At 69.5% G+C, this 20,610-nt stretch carries 25 protein-coding genes; 9 read left to right on the forward strand and 16 right to left on the reverse strand.

Annotated features, from left to right (window positions below; translation table 11 throughout):
- Positions 1 to 9: 9 nt before the first annotated feature.
- Entirely contained in the window at positions 10 to 150 is a 141-nt protein-coding gene (locus tag NO364_RS09025; RefSeq protein WP_257627330.1) for a hypothetical protein, read from the reverse strand.
- A 277-nt stretch (positions 151 to 427) separates the two neighbouring features.
- Here NO364_RS09025 and NO364_RS09030 point away from each other — a divergent pair, with 277 nt between their 5' ends.
- Entirely contained in the window at positions 428 to 868 is a 441-nt protein-coding gene (locus NO364_RS09030) for a DUF5799 family protein (protein WP_257627331.1), read from the forward strand.
- Here NO364_RS09030 and NO364_RS09035 read toward each other — a convergent pair.
- The 8 genes from NO364_RS09035 to NO364_RS09070 form a co-directional block, all read right to left on the reverse strand.
- Positions 865 to 1,014, reverse strand: a complete 150-nt coding sequence (locus NO364_RS09035; RefSeq protein WP_199243691.1) for a DUF7557 family protein — start codon at positions 1,012 to 1,014, stop codon at positions 865 to 867. The genes NO364_RS09030 and NO364_RS09035 overlap by 4 nt on opposite strands.
- A gap of 27 nt (positions 1,015 to 1,041) precedes the next feature.
- Complete coding sequence (locus tag NO364_RS09040) at positions 1,042 to 2,028, reverse strand: isocitrate/isopropylmalate dehydrogenase family protein (RefSeq protein WP_157687807.1); 987 nt, start codon at positions 2,026 to 2,028, stop codon at positions 1,042 to 1,044.
- A complete protein-coding gene (leuD, locus tag NO364_RS09045) occupies positions 2,025 to 2,657 on the reverse strand; it encodes a 3-isopropylmalate dehydratase small subunit (protein ID WP_157687806.1) in 633 nt (210 codons plus the stop codon). The genes NO364_RS09040 and leuD overlap by 4 nt, the downstream gene beginning before the upstream one ends.
- A complete protein-coding gene (leuC, locus tag NO364_RS09050; protein WP_257627332.1) occupies positions 2,654 to 4,075 on the reverse strand; it encodes a 3-isopropylmalate dehydratase large subunit in 1,422 nt (473 codons plus the stop codon). Before leuC ends, leuD begins: the two co-directional genes overlap by 4 nt.
- Positions 4,076 to 4,138: 63 nt before the next feature.
- Positions 4,139 to 5,182, reverse strand: coding sequence for a ketol-acid reductoisomerase (ilvC, locus tag NO364_RS09055; protein ID WP_157687804.1), 1,044 nt, complete (start codon positions 5,180 to 5,182; stop codon positions 4,139 to 4,141).
- 4 nt (positions 5,183 to 5,186) lie between these two features.
- Complete coding sequence (gene ilvN / locus NO364_RS09060) at positions 5,187 to 5,777, reverse strand: acetolactate synthase small subunit (protein WP_157687803.1); 591 nt, start codon at positions 5,775 to 5,777, stop codon at positions 5,187 to 5,189.
- A complete protein-coding gene (ilvB, locus tag NO364_RS09065) occupies positions 5,774 to 7,537 on the reverse strand; it encodes a biosynthetic-type acetolactate synthase large subunit (RefSeq protein ID WP_157687802.1) in 1,764 nt (587 codons plus the stop codon). Before ilvB ends, ilvN begins: the two co-directional genes overlap by 4 nt.
- 340 nt (positions 7,538 to 7,877) lie before the next feature.
- Positions 7,878 to 9,128 carry a LeuA family protein gene (locus tag NO364_RS09070; protein ID WP_233255333.1) on the reverse strand — a complete coding sequence of 417 codons (1,251 nt, stop codon included), beginning with the start codon at positions 9,126 to 9,128 and terminating at the stop codon, positions 7,878 to 7,880.
- Positions 9,129 to 9,320: 192 nt separating this feature from the next.
- On the opposite strand from NO364_RS09070, the gene NO364_RS09075 reads away from it, so the two are divergent.
- The 4 genes from NO364_RS09075 to NO364_RS09090 are packed head-to-tail and all read left to right on the forward strand — an operon-like array spanning position 9,321 to position 11,199.
- Positions 9,321 to 9,695 (forward strand): cupin domain-containing protein, encoded by a 375-nt coding sequence (locus NO364_RS09075; protein WP_257627333.1) that lies wholly within the window; start codon positions 9,321 to 9,323, stop codon positions 9,693 to 9,695.
- Positions 9,696 to 9,749: 54 nt separating this feature from the next.
- Complete coding sequence (locus NO364_RS09080; RefSeq protein WP_157687800.1) at positions 9,750 to 10,043, forward strand: DUF5779 family protein; 294 nt, start codon at positions 9,750 to 9,752, stop codon at positions 10,041 to 10,043.
- Between the two features lie 44 nt (positions 10,044 to 10,087).
- Complete coding sequence (locus tag NO364_RS09085; protein ID WP_157687799.1) at positions 10,088 to 10,765, forward strand: hypothetical protein; 678 nt, start codon at positions 10,088 to 10,090, stop codon at positions 10,763 to 10,765.
- A complete protein-coding gene (locus NO364_RS09090; RefSeq protein ID WP_484494540.1) occupies positions 10,762 to 11,199 on the forward strand; it encodes a JAB/MPN domain protein-containing protein in 438 nt (145 codons plus the stop codon). Before NO364_RS09085 ends, NO364_RS09090 begins: the two co-directional genes overlap by 4 nt.
- Positions 11,200 to 11,328: 129 nt before the next feature.
- Here NO364_RS09090 and NO364_RS09095 read toward each other — a convergent pair whose 3' ends face one another.
- Entirely contained in the window at positions 11,329 to 11,538 is a 210-nt protein-coding gene (locus tag NO364_RS09095; RefSeq protein WP_157687798.1) for a ribbon-helix-helix domain-containing protein, read from the reverse strand.
- Between the two features lie 89 nt (positions 11,539 to 11,627).
- On the opposite strand from NO364_RS09095, the gene NO364_RS09100 reads away from it, so the two are divergent.
- A complete protein-coding gene (locus NO364_RS09100; protein ID WP_257627334.1) occupies positions 11,628 to 11,954 on the forward strand; it encodes a hypothetical protein in 327 nt (108 codons plus the stop codon).
- Here the strand turns inward: NO364_RS09100 and NO364_RS09105 are convergent.
- Both NO364_RS09105 and NO364_RS09110 read right to left on the reverse strand, forming a co-directional pair.
- Positions 11,951 to 12,616: a helix-turn-helix domain-containing protein gene (locus NO364_RS09105; protein WP_257627335.1), complete on the reverse strand. Its 666-nt coding sequence runs from the start codon at positions 12,614 to 12,616 to the stop codon at positions 11,951 to 11,953. The genes NO364_RS09100 and NO364_RS09105 overlap by 4 nt on opposite strands.
- Before the next feature lie 125 nt (positions 12,617 to 12,741).
- Positions 12,742 to 13,191 (reverse strand): hypothetical protein, encoded by a 450-nt coding sequence (locus NO364_RS09110; protein ID WP_257627336.1) that lies wholly within the window; start codon positions 13,189 to 13,191, stop codon positions 12,742 to 12,744.
- Between the two features lie 130 nt (positions 13,192 to 13,321).
- On the opposite strand from NO364_RS09110, the gene NO364_RS09115 reads away from it, so the two are divergent.
- Entirely contained in the window at positions 13,322 to 14,608 is a 1,287-nt protein-coding gene (locus NO364_RS09115) for an MFS transporter (protein WP_257627337.1), read from the forward strand.
- Between the two features lie 54 nt (positions 14,609 to 14,662).
- Here the strand turns inward: NO364_RS09115 and menE are convergent, their stop codons facing one another.
- The 4 genes from menE to NO364_RS09135 all read right to left on the reverse strand — a co-directional run bounded on the left by menE (position 14,663) and on the right by NO364_RS09135 (position 18,334).
- Entirely contained in the window at positions 14,663 to 16,162 is a 1,500-nt protein-coding gene (gene menE / locus NO364_RS09120; protein ID WP_257627338.1) for an o-succinylbenzoate--CoA ligase, read from the reverse strand.
- On the reverse strand, positions 16,159 to 16,548 hold the full coding sequence (mce, locus tag NO364_RS09125) for a methylmalonyl-CoA epimerase (RefSeq protein ID WP_157687792.1): 390 nt from the start codon (positions 16,546 to 16,548) through the stop codon (positions 16,159 to 16,161). Before mce ends, menE begins: the two co-directional genes overlap by 4 nt.
- Before the next feature lie 123 nt (positions 16,549 to 16,671).
- Positions 16,672 to 16,968 (reverse strand): hypothetical protein, encoded by a 297-nt coding sequence (locus NO364_RS09130; RefSeq protein ID WP_257627339.1) that lies wholly within the window; start codon positions 16,966 to 16,968, stop codon positions 16,672 to 16,674.
- 61 nt (positions 16,969 to 17,029) lie between these two features.
- On the reverse strand, positions 17,030 to 18,334 hold the full coding sequence (locus NO364_RS09135; protein ID WP_257627340.1) for a right-handed parallel beta-helix repeat-containing protein: 1,305 nt from the start codon (positions 18,332 to 18,334) through the stop codon (positions 17,030 to 17,032).
- Positions 18,335 to 18,745: 411 nt separating this feature from the next.
- Here NO364_RS09135 and phnD point away from each other — a divergent pair, with 411 nt between their 5' ends.
- The gene (gene phnD / locus NO364_RS09140) at positions 18,746 to 19,768 is read left to right on the forward strand and encodes a phosphate/phosphite/phosphonate ABC transporter substrate-binding protein (RefSeq protein ID WP_257629158.1); all 1,023 of its coding nucleotides are present in this window, start codon (positions 18,746 to 18,748) and stop codon (positions 19,766 to 19,768) included.
- Positions 19,765 to 20,610: a phosphonate ABC transporter ATP-binding protein gene (gene phnC / locus NO364_RS09145; RefSeq protein WP_157687789.1), complete on the forward strand. Its 846-nt coding sequence runs from the start codon at positions 19,765 to 19,767 to the stop codon at positions 20,608 to 20,610. The genes phnD and phnC overlap by 4 nt, the downstream gene beginning before the upstream one ends.

The raw sequence follows: 20,610 nt of genomic DNA on the forward strand, positions 1-20,610 counted from the left end.
TCCCGACGCTCACGCGGCGCTCTCGTAGGCACGCCCCACGGCCGACACGATGTCGCCGACCGGCACCGGAACGCCGAGGCGGCTCGCGAGCAGGGCGACCGGCATCAGGACGATGCCGGCCACGAGGGTCAACTGGTAAACGGTGGACACGCCGGCGCGATACAGTGAGTCGAACATCTGCGTAGCCGGTGCTGGAGCGGGCGCCGTATATAAGCTTTCCGCCCCATTCGCACGACTCATCCCGACGACGTCGGGTGATTATTCGGATGACGACGACGGCGCCCCAGGCCGACCGACACCGCCGGACATCCGGGTATTCCGGGGATGCGGTATCCCCGTCTCATCCATAAGTTACGCGTGGGATCGGCGGCACGTACGCGCGGCGTCGTGGGAAACGCTGATACGTTGGCTCGCCGTACGGCGCGACATGTCGAACTGGACCGATAGGATCGTCAGCGACCGGATGGCGGTCGACCGGAAGTTCAGCGATCGGGTCCGTGCCTCGGAGTTCTCGAACCAGGAGTGGGGGTTGATCATGACCGCCGTCGAGTTCGAAATCGAGCATCCGGACGATCCGGAGCGGGCACGGATCGTCCCCGACACGGAGAACCTCCCGCAGATGATGCCGGAGTTGGAGAAGGTCGGACAGGGTGCGGGTCCCGCCGGCGGCACACCACAGGGGGACAGCGGCACCGGCGTCCTCGACGCCGTCCGCGGCGCGCTCGGCCTCGGCGACGACGACGAGGAGGAACGGCTCGACGCCGCCGAGCGACTCGTCGGGGAGTACGCCGCCGAACTCCAAGCGCGGCTCGAAGACCACGGCAAGTGGACGGAGGTCCGCGAGGCGTACAGCGACGGAACGGCTTAGACCTCGTCGCCGCTGTGGAACAGCGTCAGCTCCTCGGCCTCGTAGATGTTGATGAGTTCGGTGACGATCTCGTCGTACTCCTCGTCCTCCTGGCGAAGTTCGTCGAGTCGGGCGACAGTCTCGTCGTCGAGATGGATCTGTGGCATACGTTCGGACGAAGGCGGCGAGCTATCTTAACCTTCGGGGAGCCGGTCGACGACCGCCGCGGCCACCTCGTCGGTGGTCGCCGTCCCGCCGAGGTCCGGCGTCCGCGGCCCGTCGGCGAGCGTCGACTCGACGGCCGTCCGCACGTCACGGGCCGCCGCGTCGGCCCCGAGGAACTCGAGGAGCATCGCGGCCGAGAGGATGGTCGCCGTCGGGTTGGCGATTCCCTCACCCGCGATGTCGGGCGCACAGCCGTGAACGGGTTCGAAGATACCCCGCTCGGCCCCGACGTTCGCGCTGGGCAACAGGCCGAGGCCGCCGACGAGGCCGGCGGCCAGATCCGAGAGCATGTCCCCCGCCAGGTTCGGACAGACGATCACGTCGTACTGCCCGGGATCCATCGCGAGGTGTGTCGCCATCGCGTCCATGTACGCGTCGTCGGCGTCGACGCCGCGTTCGGCGGCCACCTCGCGTACGGTGTCGACGAAGAGGCCGTCGGTGACGCGCATCACGTTGTTCTTGTGAGCGATCGTGAAGCCGTCCAGCCCGTTCGACTCGACGTACTCACAGGCGAACTCGGCGAACCGCCGGGATGCGGACTGGGTCACCAGCCGCGTCAGGGTCGAGACGTCCGCCGAGAGACGGTTCTCGATGCCCGCGTAGACCCCCTCGGTGTTCTCCCGGAGGATCACCAGATCCGTCTCGGGTTGCACGGCGTCGACGCCGGGGTAGGTCCGCGCCGGGCGCACGTTGACGAAGGAGTCGACGGCGTCCCGCAACGGGAGGATCACGTCCGCCGACGTCTCGCCGGTCGCGCCGAACAGCGTCGCGTCGGCGTCCGTGACCGCCTCCAGGGTCTCCGCGGGTAGCGGGTCACCCGTCCGCTCGGCGACGGCGTCCCCGGCCTCCACGTGGACGAACTCGACGTCGGCGACGGAATCGAGCACCTCCAGGGCCGCAGGGACGACCTCGTGACCGATGCCGTCGCCCGGGATCACCGCGACGGTCTCGCTCATCGCGACTCGACGTACGGCAGGTCGGCCGCCGTCCCGTCGATGGCGTCCATGTTCGACCGGAGCAGGGCAACGGTGTCCCAGATGCCCTGCACCAGCGCACCGCGCATCGCCTCGTCGATGTCGACGTCGACGGTCTTCCCGTCGTAGGTGACCGTCTCCCCGACCACGTCGAGTTCGATCCCCGCCTCGGGGTTCGCCTCGATGAAGTCCTGTAACTCGGCGACCGTCTCCGGGTCGGTCGTCGCCGCCGGGATACCCAGCGACTTGCAGTTGTCCGCGAAGATCTCCGCGAAGGACTCGCCGACGATGGCCTCGACGCCCCAGCGGGCGAGCGCCCGCGGCGCGTGCTCCCGCGAGGAGCCACAGCCGAAGTTGTCGTTGACGACGAGGACGTTCGCGCCCCGGTACTCGTTGAAGGGGTGGTCGTTGAGTTCGCCGTCGTCGTCACGGCGGGCGTCGTAGAAGGCGTACTGGTCCATCCCCTCCCAGGTCGTCGTCTTGAGGAACCGTGCGGGGATGATCTGGTCGGTGTCGATGTCGTCGCCGCGGACGGGGACGCCCGTCCCGGCGACGCGGCGCACCTTCATCTCCTCGACGCCGACGCCGTCGTCGCCACCGTCGTCACTCATGCGTCCACCTCCGTCAGGTCGCGCACGTCCGTCACTTCCCCCTCGACGGCGGCGGCGGCCACCATCGCGGGGCTCATCAGCACGGTCCGGCCGTCCTTGCTCCCCTGTCGACCCACGTAGTTGCGGTTCGAGGAGGACGCACACCGCTCGTCGCCCTCCAGGGAGTCGTCGTTCATGGCCAGACACATCGAACAGCCCGCCTCGCGCCAGTCGAAGCCCGCTTCGCGGAAAGTCTCGTCGACCCCTTCGGCTTCGAGCTTCGATTTCACCGTCTGTGAGCCGGGCACCGCGAGCGCGCGCACGTCGTCGTGGACCTCGCGGCCCTCGAGGACGGCCGCGGCCTCGCGGAAGTCGCTCACGCGGCCGTTCGTGCATGTGCCGAGGAAGGCCACGTCGATGTCGTAGCCGGCCATCGGCTCGCCGGGTTCGACGCCCGTGTGGTCCTGGGCGGTGCGGGCGGCCTCGCGTTTCCCCTCCGGCAGATCCGCGGGCGCGGGGACGGGGTCCGAGACGCCGACGGCCTGCCCGGGGGTCGTTCCCCAAGTGACCATCGGCTCCAGATCGCTCGCGTCGAGGTTGACCACGTCGTCGTACTCGGCGTCGTCGTCGCTCTTGATCGACTCCCAGTACGCCTTGCGCTCCTCGAAGGCCTCGCCTTCGGGGGCGAACTCGCGGCCCCGCAGGAACTCGTAGGTGGTCTCGTCGGGGTTGATGTAGCCCGCGCGGGCGCCGCCCTCGATGGACATGTTACACACCGCGAGCCGCTCCTCCATCGAGAGGTCGCGGATCGCCTCGCCGCCGTACTCGTAGACGTAGCCGACGCCGCCGTCGACGCCGAGTTCGGCGATGATCTTCAGGATCAGGTCCTTCGAGTGGACGCCCGGACCGAGCCGACCGTCGACCTCGACGCGTCGCACGTCGGCCTTGTCGGCGGCGACACACTGCGAGGCCAGCACGTCTCGGACCTGACTGGTGCCGATGCCGAAGGCGATGGCGCCGAAGGCGCCGTGGGTGGCGGTGTGGGAGTCGCCACAGACGACGGTCATCCCCGGCTGGGTCAGCCCCAACTCGGGTGCGACGACGTGGGTGATGCCCTGCTTCTCGGAGTCCAGCCCGTAGAACTGGATGCCCGATTCGCCGGTGTTTCGCTCCAGTGCGGTGAGCATCCCCTCGGCGGACTCGTCGGCCAGCGGACGCTCGCGACCCTCCGGCCTGGTCGGCACGATGTGATCCACCGTGGCGACGTTGCGCTCGGGGTAGGGAACCTCGATGCCCCGCTCCCGGAGCTCCGAGAACGGCTGGGGGCTGGTCACCTCGTGGATGAGGTGCAGGCCGATGAACAGCTGGTCCTGCCCGTTCGGCAGATCCGCGACCTTGTGTCGGTCCCACACCGTGTCGTACAGCGTACCTTCGCTCATCGTCGTCGGATCCTCGTCGGTGTCTCGCGCGTCGACCCACCGGCGACGGCCGTTCCCGTCCGATCAGTCATCGGCCGGGGCCTCTGCCTCCTCCGGGGCCTCCTCGTCAGCCCAGGAGAACAGCGCGCGCAGTCGGGCGCCGACCTCCTCGATGTCGTGGTTCCGATCGGCCCGGTGGAGCTGGGTGTAGCTCGGGCGGCCGGCCTGGTTCTCCGCGATCCACTCGCGGGCGAACTCGCCGTTCTGGACCTGCTCCAGCGCCTCGTCCATGTTCTCGCGGACGCCCTCGCCGACGATGTCCGGCCCGACCGCGAGGCCGCCGTACTCGGCGGTGTCGGAGACCGAGTTCCACATCTCGGCCATCCCGCCCTCGTACATCAGGTCGACGATCAGCTTCATCTCGTTGAGACACTCGAAGTAGGCCATCTCGGGGCTGTAGCCCGCGTCGACGAGCGTCTCGTAGCCCTTCTTGATGAGCGACGTGATGCCGCCACAGAGGACGGCCTGTTCGCCGAACAGGTCCGTCTCGACCTCCTCCTTAAATGAGGTCTCGACGACGCCGGCGCGGGTACAGCCGATGGCCTGAGCGTACGCGAGCGCCTCCTCCTTGGCCTCGCCGGTCGTGTTCTGGTAGACGGCGAGGAGGGCGGGCGTGCCCGTATCCTCGACGTAGTTTCGCCGGAGGAGGTGGCCCGGCGTCTTGGGCGCGATCATCGTCACGTCGACGCCCTCGGGCGGGTGGATCTGGTTGTAGTGGATATTGAACCCGTGGGCGAACTGGAGGGTGTCGCCCTCCTCCAGACCGTCGCTGATGGCCTCGAACACCGCCGGCTGGACGGTGTCGGGGACGAGCATCGAGACGACGTCCGCCTCCGCGGCGGCGTCGTCCGGGGTCGCCACGCGCAGGCCGTCGTTCTCGGCCTGCGCCCACGAGTCCGAGGATTTCCGGAGACCGACGACCACGTCGATCCCGCTGTCGTCGAGGTTCTGGGCGTGGGCGTGCCCCTGGCTGCCGTAGCCGAGGACGGCCACGGTCTTGTCGGCGATTGCGTCCCTGTTCGCGTCGTCGTCGTAGTATACCGGTGTGGTGAACTCTGTTTCGCTCATTGTGTTATGTCGTCTTTCGCGTGCCGCGTTCGAGCGCCGCGGTGCCGGTTCGGACGATCTCGTGGATGCCGAACCGCCCGAACGTCTCGACGGCGGCGTCGATCTTCTGCTCGCTGCCCGTGATCTCGACCGTCACCGACTCCCGGGAGACGTCGACGGTCTTGCCGTCGTACATCTCCGCCACCGCACCCACCTGGTCGGGGGCGCTCCCGTCGACCTTGATCAAGGCGAGTTCGCGCCGGATGGCGTCGGGTTCGAGCTCCGTGACGGCGATGACCGGGACGAGCTTCTGGAGTTGCTTTTTGGCCTGTTCGATGCCCGGTTCGGGCTCGTCGATCTCGAGGGTGATCCGCGCCCGGTCCCCATCGGTGGTCGGACCGACGGTCAGGCTTTCGATGTTGAACTGCCGCCGGCGGAAGAGCCCGGAGACGTTGGCCAGGACCCCCGGCTCGTGTTTCACGAGCGCCGAGAGGACGGCCCGCCGGCTCTCCGGCTCCGCCTCCACCTCGGGGTCGATGCGGATGCCCTGGGAGTTGCGCCGTCCGTCCGGCGACTGGCGCTCCTCGGGCGGCGGCCCCTCCAGTCCGCCGCTCATAGTTGGTCCTCCGAGAGGGCGAACTGGTCGTTCGCACCGCCGCTCGGCACCATCGGGTAGACGTTCTCCGCGGGATCGATGTGGAAGTCGATCACCGAGGGCCCGTCGTAGGAGAGCGCCTCCTCGACGGCGTCGGCCACCTCGTCGTAGTCGTCGACGCGCCAGCCGCGGGCGCCGAAGGCCTCCGCGAGCTTGTCGAACTCCGGGATCCAGCTGTAGCCGGCGGCCATGTGGCGCCCCTCGAAGAAGGCGTCCTGCCACTGGCGGACCATCCCGATGTACTCGTTGTTCAGGATGGCGACCGTGACGTCGAGGTCCTCACGCACCGCGACCGAGAGCTCCTGGACCGTCATCAGGAAGGAGCCGTCGCCGTCGATGCAGACGACTTCCTCGCCGTCGTCGGCGGCCAGACGGGCGCCGATGGCCGCGGGGAGCCCGTAGCCCATCGTCCCCAGGCCGTGCGAGGAGATCCACTTGCGCGGCTCGCGGAACGTCCAGTACTGGGACGCCCACATCTGGTGCTGGCCGACGCCCGAGGTGACGATGGCCTCGTCGCTCGTGGCCTCGTCCAGCGCCTCGACGACGAACTGCGGTTTCAGCGGCTCGTCGTCCGGCGCCGCGTAGTCCATCGGGTACTCCGACTTCCAGGTCTGGCACTGCTCGCGCCACTCGTCGGCGTCGGGCGCCTCGGACACCGCGTCGTGGAGCTGTTCGAGGACGCTCCCCGCGTCGCCGATCAGTGGGTAGTCCGCGTGGATGTTCTTGCTGATCTCCGCGGGGTCGATGTCGACGTGGATCACCTCCGCGTTGGGGGCGAAGGTGTCGATGCCGCCCGTGAGTCGGTCGTCGAAGCGGGTACCCACGGCGATCAGGAGGTCGGTGTGGTTGATCGCCATGTTGGCGTAGCCGGTGCCGTGCATCCCCGCCCACGACAGACAGAGTTCGTGGTCCTCGGGCATGGTCCCGATGCCGGGCATCGTCGTCACGACCGGAACCTCGTACTCGGTGGCGAAGGCCCGCGCCTCCTCGCTGGCGCCGGCTTTCGTGACGCCGCCGCCGAACAGGAGGAGCGGCCGGTCGGCCGACTCGATGGCGTTCGCGGCCGTCTCGACGGCCTCGGGGTCGGCCTCCTCCTGGGGCGTGTACGTCTCCGGCGTCTGTGGCATCCCCGGTTCGCGGTCCGTCTCGTCGTTCGTCACGTCCTTCGGGAGGTCGACGAGCGTCGGCCCCGGGCGACCGCTACCCGCGAGGGCCACCGCCTCGCCGACGGTGTCGCCGACGGTGTCGGCGTCGCTCGCGAAGTAGTTGTTCTTCGTGATCGGTGCGGTGATGCCCGTGGTGTCCGTCTCCTGGAAGGCGTCGCTGCCGACCATGGTCTGTGGCACCTGGCCGGTCAACGCCACCACGGCGTCGGAGTCCATGTTCGCGTCCGCGATGCCTGTCACGAGGTTGGTCGCGCCGGGCCCCGAGGTGGCCAAACAGACGCCCGGCCGCCCCGACACCACGTTGTAGGCGTCGGCGGCGTGGGCCGCCCCCTGCTCGTGGGCCATCATCACGTGGTCGATGTCCGACCCCCAGAGGGCGTCGTACACCGGCATGATCGCGCCGCCCTGCACCCCGAACATGGTCTCGATGCCGGCGTTCTCCAGGGCGCGCACGGTGGACGTCGCGCCGGACGTGACGGTCGTCGGCGCGCCGTCGCCACCCTTGGCGTCGGTCGTCTCCTCGGTCTCCCGCTGTTTGGTCGTTCGTTCGCTCATGGTCCTGTCTCGGTCGGTCGGTGACGGTGCCTCCGTCGCTGCCTGTGTGTGTGGGTCATTGGTCGAGTGGCCGTCTGGCTCCCTGTGGACGGTACGTGTGCCGGAGAGGATAGTGGGTGATGAGGGGCTATACAGCCCCTACAATGGGCTCGACCGGACCGCCGACTCCGCGCTGGCGGCCCCCGGAGGGGCCGGCGCTCGCGGCCTGACTGCGGTCGACGTCGAACCCTCGCATCGTACCCGTTGGATCCCACTCCGAGCGTATAACGCTTTCCGTCGCGGTCTGTCGGACGGGGGGCCACCCGCCGCTCCACGGGTGGAGCGAGCGGGCGTGGCCCCATCAGGCGCGAACCTCCTCCTCGCGCGTGACGTTCTCCTCGCGGGCGAACCGCCGGAGGTCCGCCATCGTGACGCGCTCCTTGTCCGCGCCGTAGTCCTTGACCAGTCGCGTGACGGCCCGGACCTCCGAGTCGGTCGGGGCGTAGCCGATCTCCTCGAGGCGCTTGCGCACCGAGTGGGTCCCCGTGTGCTTCCCGAGCACGAACTCCCGGGTGGCACCCACCATCTCGGGGGTCATCACGCCCGGCTCGAACGTGTCCGAGTTCTCGATGACGCCCGCGGCGTGGATGCCGCTCTCGTGGGAGAAGGCGTTCCGTCCCACGACGGGCTTGTTCGGCGGGTTGGGGATGTCGCTGTACTCCTCGACCATCCGGGACAGCTCCGTGATCCGGGTGGTGTCGATGCCGGTGTCGACGTCGTACAGCGCCTCGGAGGCCATCACGACCTCCTCGAAGGCCGCGTTGCCGGCGCGTTCGCCGATGCCGTTGACCGACACCTGTGCCTGCGCGGCGCCGGCCTCGAACCCGGCGATGGCGTTGGCCGTCGCCAGGCCGAAGTCGTCGTGTGCGTGCACGTCGACCCGCGCGTCGGTGTTCTCACGGACCATCCGCACCAGGTCCATGAAGCGAGTGGGGGTCGCGACCCCACACGTGTCGGGGATGTTGATCCAGTCGGTTCCCGCCTCGCTGACCGACTCCACCATCTCGACGAGGAAGTCGTCGTCGGTCCGGGTGGCGTCCATCGGCGAGAACATGCACTCCACGCCCGCCTCCTTCACGCGCTCGACGCAACTGACCGCGCGCTCGACCGCCTCCTCGCGGGAGGCGTGCATGGAGTCCTGCAGTTGCACGTCGCTCGTGCTCACGAAGACGTGGACCAGCTCCACGCCCGAATCGATCGCCGCCTCAACGTCCTTGTCGACGACGCGGGCGAGGCCACACACCGTCGTGTCGGTGGCGTTCGAGATGTCCCGAACGGCCTCGAACTCGGCGTCCGAGTTGACCGGGAACCCCGCTTCGATGACGTGGGTGCCCATGTCGTCGAGTACTTCGGCGATGTCTCGCTTCTCGTCGTAACTGAACGACGTGCGTGGCGACTGCTCACCGTCTCGTAGCGTCGTGTCGAAAATTCGTACACCGTCGATTTCACCGGTGCGGGCCAACGTGCCCTGGAAGAACTCGATCCGCCGGGGTCTCCGACGAATCCTCCATGTCGTTAGACATTGTATCCTACCAGAGGACGCCCCCGATATAAAAAGTTGTCCCTGTGGCCCGCATCATCAGCCGCCTGATCAGTTCGCGACGATCCCGGTTTCGTCCGTCGATTCGTTCCCCTCGGCTGTCGGAGAGGTTACCGACCGGCGGCGAACCCGCGGGCGATTCGTTCCACGAGCACGAACACGTTCGGGGGAAACCCTCTCGGGAAGCGGCGGGGCGTGTCCACCATGCCACTGATCGACTTCGAGGCCGGACGCGAGTACGACGACGACCGGTTCACCGCGAAGACCACCTTCGAGAGCGACCGGGCGAAGGTGCTCCGCGTCTACTTCGAACCGGGACAGTTCATCCCGGTCCACGCACCGGGGAGCGACCTCGTCGTCTCGGTCAGGGCGGGCACGGGCGTCGTCCGCGAGGACGAGACGTCCCACCGGGTCGAACCCGGTGACGCCGTCGTCGTTCCGGCGGACACGCCCCGGGGGATCAAGGCCGACGGCGACCGGCACCTGGAGGCGCTCGTCGTGACCGCGCCGCCGCCGACGGACGCCGAACACGAACCGGTCCGGCAGGGGCTCCGGCGCGGCGAGTTCGATCCCGACTGATCGGCGCCTCGCGACGCCCGAACGCTTTTCTCGCGCCCCCGCGACCGTTTGGCCATGAGCGAGTTCGACCTCGACCTCCGCAACGCGGAGGAGCAACTCGAGGGTGGGGAGGACGGCGGTTCGGAGGTGATCCTCGGCGTCCTCGACGGGACCACCGATCCGGCCGAGTGGATCACGGCCGTCGAGGGCGGCGACGTCCTCGTGTTGGACGTCGACGGGGACCTGAATCGGCTCGCCGCCGGGTTCGCCCGCGAGGTCAGGGACGCCGGCGGGACGCTGATGCGCTTCCGTGGCTTCCTCGTCGTGACGCCACCGGACGTCGGCATCGACACCGACCGACTCTCCTAGCGGCGGATCGAGGGTTTAAGCGCGTCCCGCCCCCACGGAGGGGTATGCCACTGAAGGGGGGTCACCCGGACCTGCGAGAGATCGACCGCTGGGACGGCGGCGTCGGCTGGATCGCCTACCCCGACGAGCGGATGCAACGGGCGAGCCACGCCCTCGTCGGCGACGACGGGGTGTGGGTCGTCGATCCGGTCGACGCGCCGGGACTCGACGACCTGCTCGCGGAGTTGGGCGATGTCGCCGGCGTCGCGGTCTGTCTCGACCGCCACGAGCGCGACGCCGGGACGGTCGCCGCCCGCCACGATGCACCCGTCTACATCCCCGAGTGGATGGACGGGGTGGCGCCGTCGTTCGACGTGCCCGTCGAGCGGTTCGGCGCCGAACTCGGGGACTCGGGCTACCGCGTCCGTCGGGTCCGCGACGCCTCCCTGCCGCCGTGGCAGGAGGCTGCACTCTACACGGACGAGACGCTCCTGGTGCCCGAGGCCGTTGGCACCGCCTCGTTCTTCCGGGCCGGGTCGGAACGCCTCGGGGTCCACCCGATGCTCCGACCGATTCCCCCCCGCCGGGCGCTCGCCGACTTCGATCCCGAGCGGGTGCTCGTCGGCCACGGGGAGGGCGTCGTCACGGACGCGGGCGACGCGCTCCGGGACGCCCTCGACGGCGCGCGACGCCGACTGCCCGCCGCGTACGCGAATATGCTCCGCGAGATGGTGCTGGGGTGACTCGCGACCGCACGGACCGAACCGCGGTCTACGCCACTCGGGGATTGGTCGAGATGCTGCTCGAACGCGCCGCGGACGCCGAGCCCGCGTCCGTGAACCTCGTCCTCGATGCGACGACCGCCGACGAGTTCGACGCCGAGTTGGAGTTCGACCCGTCGACGCCGGTCCTCAGTCACGTCTACTTCCCCGCGGCGGGGCGAGCCGTCAGCGACGTGTTCGGCGTCGACCTCGGGACGCCCGCGGGCCGGGGGCGTGCCCGCTTTCTCAGCCACCCGCAGGGGCCCGCGGAGCTCACCCGCCGCGACGACCTCGCGGGCGTCGTGTTGCTCGCGGTGCCGCCGTGGGAGGACCTGCTCGCCTTCGACCGCCGGGGGCGACGCCTGGAACTGACCGTCGTCGACGCCGAGCCACCCGTCGAGTCGCTGCCCGACTGAGCGGGCGTCGAGTGGGTGTCCCGGCCCGCCCCGCCGACGGTCCGCCTCATACGGATTATTGTAACTGGTTGCCGGTGGTTCGCCGAGACGGTCCCGCGAACCACCGGTAATGACTTACAATAAACAGTATCAGTCGAGGTAGCCGAGGTCGGCCAACTGGTCGGCGATCTCCTCGAACTCCGCTTCGGTCAACTCGCCGCGACGCTGGTGCTGGATGACGATGCTCCGGAGCAGGAAGCGGACCAGGTCGCTCGTGCTGGAGAAACTGGTGCCTTCGATGGTCTCCTCGACCCGATCCCCGAGTTCCTTCGGGATCGAGACCGTCGTGTACTCGGTCATGCCCGAACCCAGGGGCGCGGGTGGGTTATACTCTCCGTGACGAAGCGGAATGGCGGTCGTTTTTAGTGGTTCGCCGACAACCCCCGGTAATGGCAGCCAGGCCGCCCCAGCAGGACACGTCGTCACCTGATTCGGTCGAGTTCGGCATCGCGGCGCTGGTCGGCCACCTCGACCGGGCGGAGGTGGAGTTCCCCGCGACCGAGGACGAGATCGTCCGCGCGCTCGGCGATCCGGACGTGCCGTACGACGCCGCCGGCAACACGGTCGCGCTCTCGGAGGCGATGGAGGCACTCCCCAAGCGGGACTTCGACTCCGAATCCGAACTGCTCGACCTGCTCCATCCCGTCTTCGAGGAGTACCGCGTCTCGACGGGCGGGAGCCTCCTCGGCCGCCTGCGTTCGATCCTCCCCTTCTAGCTCACGGCCTGTGGCGCTTCGTCGAGGGCTACGTCCAGCCGCTCGGTGACGAACTCCTTGACCACGCGCTCCTCGGCCCGGTGGAGCGTGACACTCGCCGTCGACTTCGCCAGATCGGCCGCCTCGGCGACTTCGGTCAGCGTGCTCTCCCGCGGCGTGTCGTAGTACCCCATCTCGACGGCCGTCACGAGCAACTCCTGTTGCCCGTCGGTGAGCAGGTCCGGCGACTCCGAGGTATCGTAGACCCGATTGAGGGTGTAGGACATCCCGAAGGCCTCGAGTTGGCGGCCGAACTCCGAGAGCCGGTCCCGCGAGGCCGTGAGTTCGATGACCGCCTCGCCGTCCCTGATAGTGAGGGGGAGTTCGATCGGGGCCCCCGACTCCTGAATCGACAGGAGGAGCAGCGGTTCACTCGTCTCGAACTGGACGATGGCGGTGTCGTCGGTCCGTTGCATCAGTGCCAGCGAGGAGATGCCCGAGCGATCCTCCAGCGCGTCGAGGACGGCGGGCATCCCCTCGCTCTCGATTCCGAGCAGGCCGAACCCGGCGTCCCCCGACGGGACCGCCGAGAGTACCCGGAACGTCGTCGACGGGAACGCCCGGGAGACTTCCCCGATCCAGACCGCGGACGGCAGATCGATGGTGAGTTTGGCGTAGGGCATGGACGTGTTCGGACGAACGTCATCCGTTCACACGGCGGTTTGCCCGAATATGTTCGCCGGGAGCGCCGGGGATCGAGCGCGCTCCGAGGACGTTCGGAGCGGTTCGCGGCACGGTCGACGGTCCCTCACTCGGGGGGTCCCGTCGTCCGGCACGGGGCGCTCCCCGCCGTGTACCAGATCGACAGCGACGGCGGGCGTCCGTCGCCGATCTCGACGTCGAGTCCGAGGCAGTCGGCGTCGTACTCGGCGAAGTCGAACCGCTCGGCCGCCGCGAGGGGCCGACCGTCCGGACGGACGAGCAGGCGGTCCGGTTCGACGCCGTCAGGATACCCCTCGAAGGTCGCCGTCCCCAGACCGTCCGGCCCGGCGGCCGGGACGCGCTTCGATGTCCAGTAGACCGGCGAGTCGGCTTCGAGCAGGAGGACGTGGATCGTGTGCGGTCGCGCGTCGCGGTTCGTGGCGCCGAGTTCGCCGAGCCACGGCGAGTTCCCGAACCGGCCTGCACACCCGGCGAGACTCCCGAGGACGGCGAGGGACGCACCGCGGAGGATCGTTCGACGGGACGGGGAGGGCATCGGGTGGACACGTCGCCCACGGGAGGAAAACGTGTCGGCGAATCCGTAGACGGGGGTCGATCCCGTGCCGGGGGTCGCGGGGCGCCACGGAAACGAACCGTTCACGTAGGGGCGAGACGGACGCCGTGACGTGTTCGGATCGACGCTCGACGCCGTCCGTGGCTTCCGGCGGCCGGTCTACGCCGTGGCCGGGGGGCGTCTCATCAACGTCTTCGGATCGGGGCTGGTCTACCCCTTCGCGAGCATCCACTTCCACCTGCAGGTGGGGCTCCCGCTGAGCGTCGTCGGCCTGGGCCTGCTCGCGAACAACGTCGCCACGGCGACGGGGACGGCCGTCGGCGGCTACCTCGCCGACCGCTACGGCCGGCGGCCGGTGATGGTCGGGAGCATGGCCCTCTCGGCGTTCACGCTCGCGGCGTACGCCCTCGTCGCCACGGGCGCGGGGTTCGTCGCCGTCGCGACGGCCGCGGGTCTGACGACGGGGCTGTACGCCCCCGCGAGTCAGGCGATGATCGCGGATCTCACGGACGCGGGGGAACGCGAGCGCGGCTACGGCCTCCTGAAGGTCGCCAGCAACGTCGGCTTCGGCTCCGGGTTCGTCGTCGGCGGCGTGCTCTACGAGTTCGCCGACACGGCCGTCTTCGTCGCCGACGGCCTCACCTCCGCCGTCGTCGCCGTCGTCCTCCTCGCCGCCCTCCCGCGGGTCCACGAGGGACGAGGGGCCGCCACCCTCTCGGAGAGCGTCGGCGACTGGAGGCGGGCCATCTCCCAGCGCCGACTCCTCGCGCTCGCCGGTCTCAACGTCGGGTTCGCGGTCATGTACGCCCAGATGCAGGCGACGGTACCCGTCGTCGCCAGCGAGACGCTCGGGCTCGACTCCGCGGAGATCGGTACGCTCTACGTCCTCAACCCGCTCGTCCTCGTCGTCTTCCAGATGCCGGTGCTGGCCGCCGTCTCGGGGTGGCGACGGACGCGCGGCCTCGTCGCGTCGACGGCCTTCTGGGCGGTCAGCTTCCTCGCCGTCGTGGCCGTCGACTGGACGCCCACCCTCCTCGCGGCCGTCGGCGTCGGGTCGACCGCGCGGGGAACGACGCTCCTCGGCGTCGGCTTGCTCGCGGCCTTCCTCGTCCTCCGGACCGTCGGCGAGGTGCTGCACTCGCCGCTGGTCACGTCGCTGGCGAGCGACCTGGGCCACGCGGACGAGCGGGGGTCGCGGCTCTCGCTGATCGAGGTCGCCAAGCGCCTGGGGATGGGCGGCGGCGCCGCCCTCGGGGGCGCCTTCTTCGATTTCGGCCTCGCCGCCCTGCTGTGGCCGACGCTGATCGTCGGCTGTGTGGGCCTGGCCGTCGGGGTGTTCGCGCTCGAACGCCGCGTCTCGGCCGCCGAGAACGGCGTCGCCGGCTATAGTAGCGATTGAAAGTCATTACACAGCCGATCGCAGTACTGCGTACGGTCGGCTGTGCAAACAGTTTCAATCGCTACTATACTCCCGCAACCGCTCCCGCACCGCCTCGCGGCGGACGGTCCCCGAGTCGGTTCGCGGGATCGACGCCGCGAACCGGATCGTCCGCGGGACCTTGTACCCCGCCAGCGACTCCCGGCAGTGGGCGTCGAGTTCGGCCGCCGAGGGGTCGGCATCCCCGCGGGGGACGACCAGCGCGGCGACGCGCTCCCCCCACTCCTCGTCGGGGACGCCCACGACCGCCGCGTCGGCCACGTCGGGGTGGGTCCGAAGCCGCTCGGCCACCTCGGCGGGGGCGACGTTCTCCCCGCCGGTGACGATCCGGTCGTCGACCCGCCCGATAACCCACAGGCGGCCGTCGGCGTCGCGGTAGCCCACGTCGCCGGTCCGCAGGCCGTCGGTACCGAGCGCGTCACCCCCGCTGTCGCCGAGGTAGCCCGGCGTCACCGTCGGCCCGTCGACGACGAGTTCGCCCACCTCGCCGGGCGGCCGCACCTCGCCGTCGTCGCCGCGGACGGTCACCTCGGTCCAGAGCAGCGGCCGGCCGACGGTCCCCGGATACTCACGTGCCTCGGCCGGCGTCGCCGTCGCGATCTGTGACGCCGTCTCGGTCATGCCGTAGGTGGGGAAGACCGGGACGTCCCGATCCGCACACCGGTCGAGCGTCGCCTCGGTGGCGGGCGCACCCCCGAGCAGGACCGCACGGAGGGAGTCCCCGAGCGACCCCGACGTCGCGTCGAGCAGTCGGTCGAGCGTCGTCGGCACCAGCGACGTGGCGGTCACGTCGTAGCGCTCGAAGTCGTCGGCGACGGCCGCGGCGTCGAACGACTCCCGGAGCACGACCGTCATGCCGTACAGCGGCATCCTGAAGGTGGGCGTGAGGCCGCCGACGTGGTGCAGGGGGAGCGCGACGTGCCACGTCTCCGCGCGGTCGAGGCCGAGGCGGACGGCGGAGGCGGCGGCGCTCGCCAGGAGGTTCCGGAGGGTCAATCGCACACCCTTCGGATCGCCCGTCGTCCCGGAGGTGAACGGGATCAGGACCGTCGCGTCGAGCGCCCAGTCGTGCGGGACGACGGCGTCCGGGGTGCGGGCGTCGAGCGCGGTCACGCCCTCGGTCGTCGCGTCGTCGACGGAGACCACGGGGACGCCGCCGGCCTCCTCGGCCGCCGCGACCGCCCGGTCGGCCGTCGTCGCCGCACAGATCACGGTCGTCGCCGCCGCCCGGTCCAGGTTGGTGGCGAGTTCGGCGGACGTAAGCCGGTGGCCGAGGGGGACGGTGACGGCGCCCAGGCGGAGCGCCGCGTGGAGCACCCGGACGGTGGCCACGCGGGGCGGGAGCACGACAGCGAGGCGGTCGCCGGGACGGACGCCGAGCGCCGCGAGGCGACCGGCGGTCCGCTCCACGGCCGAATCGAGGTCGGCGACCGTCCACCGCTCGTCGGCGTCGGCGTCGACGAGCGCCGTCGCGTCCGGGCTCACGTCGACCCGGTAGTCGAGCGGATCGTTCATTCGCCCTCGACGAACTCCACGAGGACGCCACCGGTCGATTCGGGGTGGAGGAAGGCGACCCGGTGGCCCCAGGCGCCCGGCCGGGGTTCCTCGTCGACGAGTTCGACGCCGTGTGCCCGCGCCGCGTCGAGCGCGGCGGCCAAATCCGCCGTCTCGAAGGCGACGTGGTGGATGCCGGGGCCGTCACGCTCCAGCGAGCGGGCGACCGGTCCCGCGTCGTCGGTCGGTTCGAGCAGTTCCAGATAGCCGTTCCCCAGGTCGAGGAAGCTCACATCGAGGCCGTCGAACCGCTCGCGGTGGGCCACGGGAACGTCGAGGAGGCCCCCGAACAGGTCGGCGAACCGGTCGACGTCCCGCGTGGCGACGCCGAGGTGATCGAAGCGCATACGCCCACTCCCGCGTCCGCGACCAAATAGCCTGCGTGGCCTCGTACGGATATCGTAACTGTTCACCGGTGGTTCGCCAAGACAGTCGGGCGAACCACCGGTGACGACTTCCAATAAACGGTATCAGGACTCGTCGGCCTCGTCGTCCGTCGCGAACGGGGAGTCCTCGACGGAGACGGGCTCGACCGTCCGGGTGCGATCCGCGAGCTCCGAGAAGTAATCGAGGGCGATGGGGATGACCTCGTCGTCGGCTGCGAGTTTGAACCGTCCGTCGACGAACCCGAGATACTCCGCGTCGTCGCCGATGGGTTCGAACCGCAGCACCCACTCGGGGCCGTTCGCGTTCAGCCAGTTGGCGATGTCGTTGCCCGTGATCGTATCCCGATCGAGGTCGTCTCCAGGCGGTCCGGTCTCGCTCATCGGTCCGGAGAAAGGACGGTGGTGACTAAACGTTGTCCCCCGAACGGGTTCGTGCGTCCGGTCAGGAACGTGTCACGTTAAGGTCCCGCCGGACGTCCTCGGTGTACTCCTCGTCGACGTCGATGGGGGTGCCGGCGTTCCGAATCGTGTTCGTGGCGATCACGCCCGCCTCTCCCGACCGGATCCGGATCCCCGCGGCCGCACAGTCGTTGATCGCGTTGCCGGTGACGGTGAAACTGTGCGGTCGTCTCCCCTCGCGTGCCGCGGTGTCCTCGGGGTCGGCGGGAACCGTCCGGGCGACGAACCCGACCTCGCAGTTCTCGATCCCGTTACCCGAGACGGTGACGTCGTACGACGTCGCCTCGGGCGTGCCGGCGACGGCCTCGCTGAGGTGGGTCTCCTTGTACTCTATCTCGATCCCCGCCTCGCCGCCGGGGTCGCCCCCGAACTTGTTCAAGTTCCGACAGACGTTGCCGACGATGGTCCCCTGCTGGGCCGGCGAGCACGCGATCAGGCTGTGGCCGCCGTCGAAGACGACGTTGCCGACGACGCTGAAGTTGCTGACGTTGTAGGTGGCGATGTTGTTGAACTTCATCCCCGAGACACGGTTCTCCGCGACGACCACGTCGGTCGAGCGCTTCAGGTCGCGCTCCCCGCCTTCGGGTGCGCCACGGCTCGTGATCCCGTACCAGTTCGGGTTCACCACCTCGTTGCCGCGCACGACCACGTTCTCACAGCCGGTGAAGGAGAGCGCCATCTGGAAGCCGTTGACCGTCCGGTTGTTCCCGATCAGGACGCCGGTGGCGTCGTCGGCCTGGACGGCGTGGCTGTCCAGTTGCGTGCCCGCACCGTCGAACTCGACGTTCGTGACGGCGACGTCGTCGCCGCGGATCCGGATCAGGTCGTGACCGCGCGGCAGGGGATTCTCCTGGTCGTCGCTCGGGAGCGGGTCGTCGCGCCGACCGATCCGCGACCCGACGAACCGCGTGCCCCGCTGCCCGGTCAGTGCGGTGTCGTCGCCGAGCGTGGCCGGGCCGCCGAAGCGGAACGTGTCCGCGGCGGCGACGACGGTCCCGCCGCTCGCCGGGATGGCGTCGAACGCGTACTGGAACGCCTCCTCGGCCCTGCGGTCCGCCGTCGTCCGGAACGCGACGCCCGTCCCGTCGGTCACGCGGTACTGGCCGTTCTCCCGGTAGACGAAGTACGTGGCGCCGGGCCGTCCCGGACCTCCGCCCCGCTGAGCCACGCCGGTACCGGTGAACGCGCCGAGGCCGGCCGCCGACCCGACGCCGGCGACGAACGACCGCCGGGTCGACCGCCAGTCGGCGACGCGTGCGAGTCCCGTATCGCTGGTGTCGTCTGCCATCGCTCCGGCCTGTGCCCGATCCGTCCTTAACCCTATATAATAGCCGTCCGGACGGTCACGGTCGGCTCCGGAGCGGTGGGAACCGCGGGGAACGCTTCGAACCGTCCCCGACACACAGCCCGGCTCCGTCGTCCACAATAGTGCTATCGAGGGCCACGTTGCCCTCTCGATCGGTTCGAACCTCGCGTACGGCTACGTACACGAATATATCAATATTACAATAGTTAATAGTCGGTCGGTCACTCGCCACGCACGATGTCGGAGAAACACTCCGCACGACGGCGACGGTTCCTGAAATGCTCGGCGGCGGCCGTAGCGACCGGGCTGGCCGGCTGTGCCGGCGGCACCGGCGGTGGCGGGGGCGAGAGCGGCAGCAACGACGTGAGCGGCGCGTCGGGCTCCGGTGACCCGCTGCTCGCGGAAGCCGGATCGTTCGACCCCGCCGAGCCCGGCTGGGAGGAGCGCAACTACCTCTCGGGACCGCTGATCGAGTCGGGCTACGAGCGCGGTGGCCAGTCGGACCTGGAGAACATGAGCAACCGGGAGGTCGAGGAGGTACCCCACGGCGACCCCGTCCGCGAGGCTCCCGAGGACGAGAGCGAGTACCTCGACCCCGATACGCTGATCTTCACCGAGAGCCCGAGCGAAGACGTCGAGGGTCGCTACGAGGAGGACTTCCAGGCGGTGTTCGACCGGATCGAGGAGGAGACCGGGAAGCCCGTCGAGTACAACCGGGTCAACAGCTACGCCGCCTCCGTCGAGGCGATGCGCTCGGAACGCGCCCACATCGCCAACTTCTCGACGGGGACGACCTGTTTCGCGGTCAACCTCTGTGGCGCGGTGCCCTTCGCCGCCGGCGTCGCCCCCGACGGCGCTTTCGGCTACCGCCTGTTCGCCACGACGCGGGCGGACGCGAGCGGTATTCGGTCCGTCGAGGACTTCGCGGACGACGACGTCCGGATGGCCCACGCCGAACCGGCCTCGAACTCCGGTCACCAGGCCCCCTCCGCGCTGTTCGACCAGTACTTCGACGTGACCGCGGGCGAGGATTACGAGATCAACTTCTCCGGCGGCCACTCCCAGACCACCCGCGGCATCGCCGCCGGCGACTACGACGCCGGCCCCATCTGTTCGACCTGTTTCAAGGACACCGTCGAGGGCGACAGTAACCTCAGCTACGACCAGTTCAAGGTCGTCTGGGCGTCCGCGCCGTTCCCCAACGGCCCCATCGCCTACCGGTACAATCTCCACCCGGACATCGTCGAGGGCATCGAGGCGGCGTGGCTCGACTCCGATTTCGCGGGCACCACCTACGCCGAGCGGACCGGCTACGACGAGTACGTCCCCATCGAGTACCGGCGCCACTGGTACGACATCATGGTCATCCAGCGGTACAACGGCGTCGAGTACACGCAGAGCACGCTGAGCGAATGACCCTCGAAGCGACCGACCTCCGGAAGACGTACCCGACCGGCGACGAGGCGCTGAAGGGCGTCAGTCTCTCCATCGAGGGGAGCGAGACGGTGGCGATGATCGGCCCCAGCGGCGCGGGCAAGAGCACGTTCGTCCGGTGTATCAACCGGCTCACGGAGCCGACGAGCGGAAGTCTGCGCCTCGACGGGACGGAGCTGACCGCCCTCGACGCCGACGAACTCCGGGCGGCCCGCCGCGACATCGGGATGATCTTCCAGGAGTACAACCTCGTCGAGCGCCTCACCGTGATGGAGAACGTCCTCACCGGTCGGCTGGGCTACGTCTCCGCGTGGCGCGCCTTCCGCCGCGACTTCCCGCCGGAGGACGTCGAGCGGGCCTACGGGATCCTCGACCGCGTCGGCCTCGGGGACATGGAGGACAAACGCGTCGACGAACTCTCCGGCGGACAGCGCCAGCGGGTCGGCATCGCACGGGCCGTGATCCAGCAGCCGAAGATCCTCCTCGTCGACGAGCCGACCTCAAGCCTCGACCCCGAGACGTCGAACACCGTGATGGACCTCCTCACCGACATCGCGGCCGAGCGGGAAATCCCCGTCCTCATCAACATCCACGAGGTCGACCTCGCGTTGGACCACGCCGACCGCGTCGTCGGCCTCCACGACGGCGAACTCGTCTTCGAGGGGACGCCCGCGGAGCTGGACGAGGGGGCCCTCGACCGCGTCTATCGCGGCGCGGACCCGCCGGAATCGGACCCGTCGCCGACGGCGACCGAGGGGTCGACGGGCGACCGGACGCTCGGCGTGCCGGAGGAACCGGAGCGGTCGGTGCCCGGGGGGTCCTGA

The organism is Haloplanus salinarum, assembly GCF_024498175.1.
GTDB lineage: Archaea > Halobacteriota > Halobacteria > Halobacteriales > Haloferacaceae > Haloplanus > Haloplanus salinarum.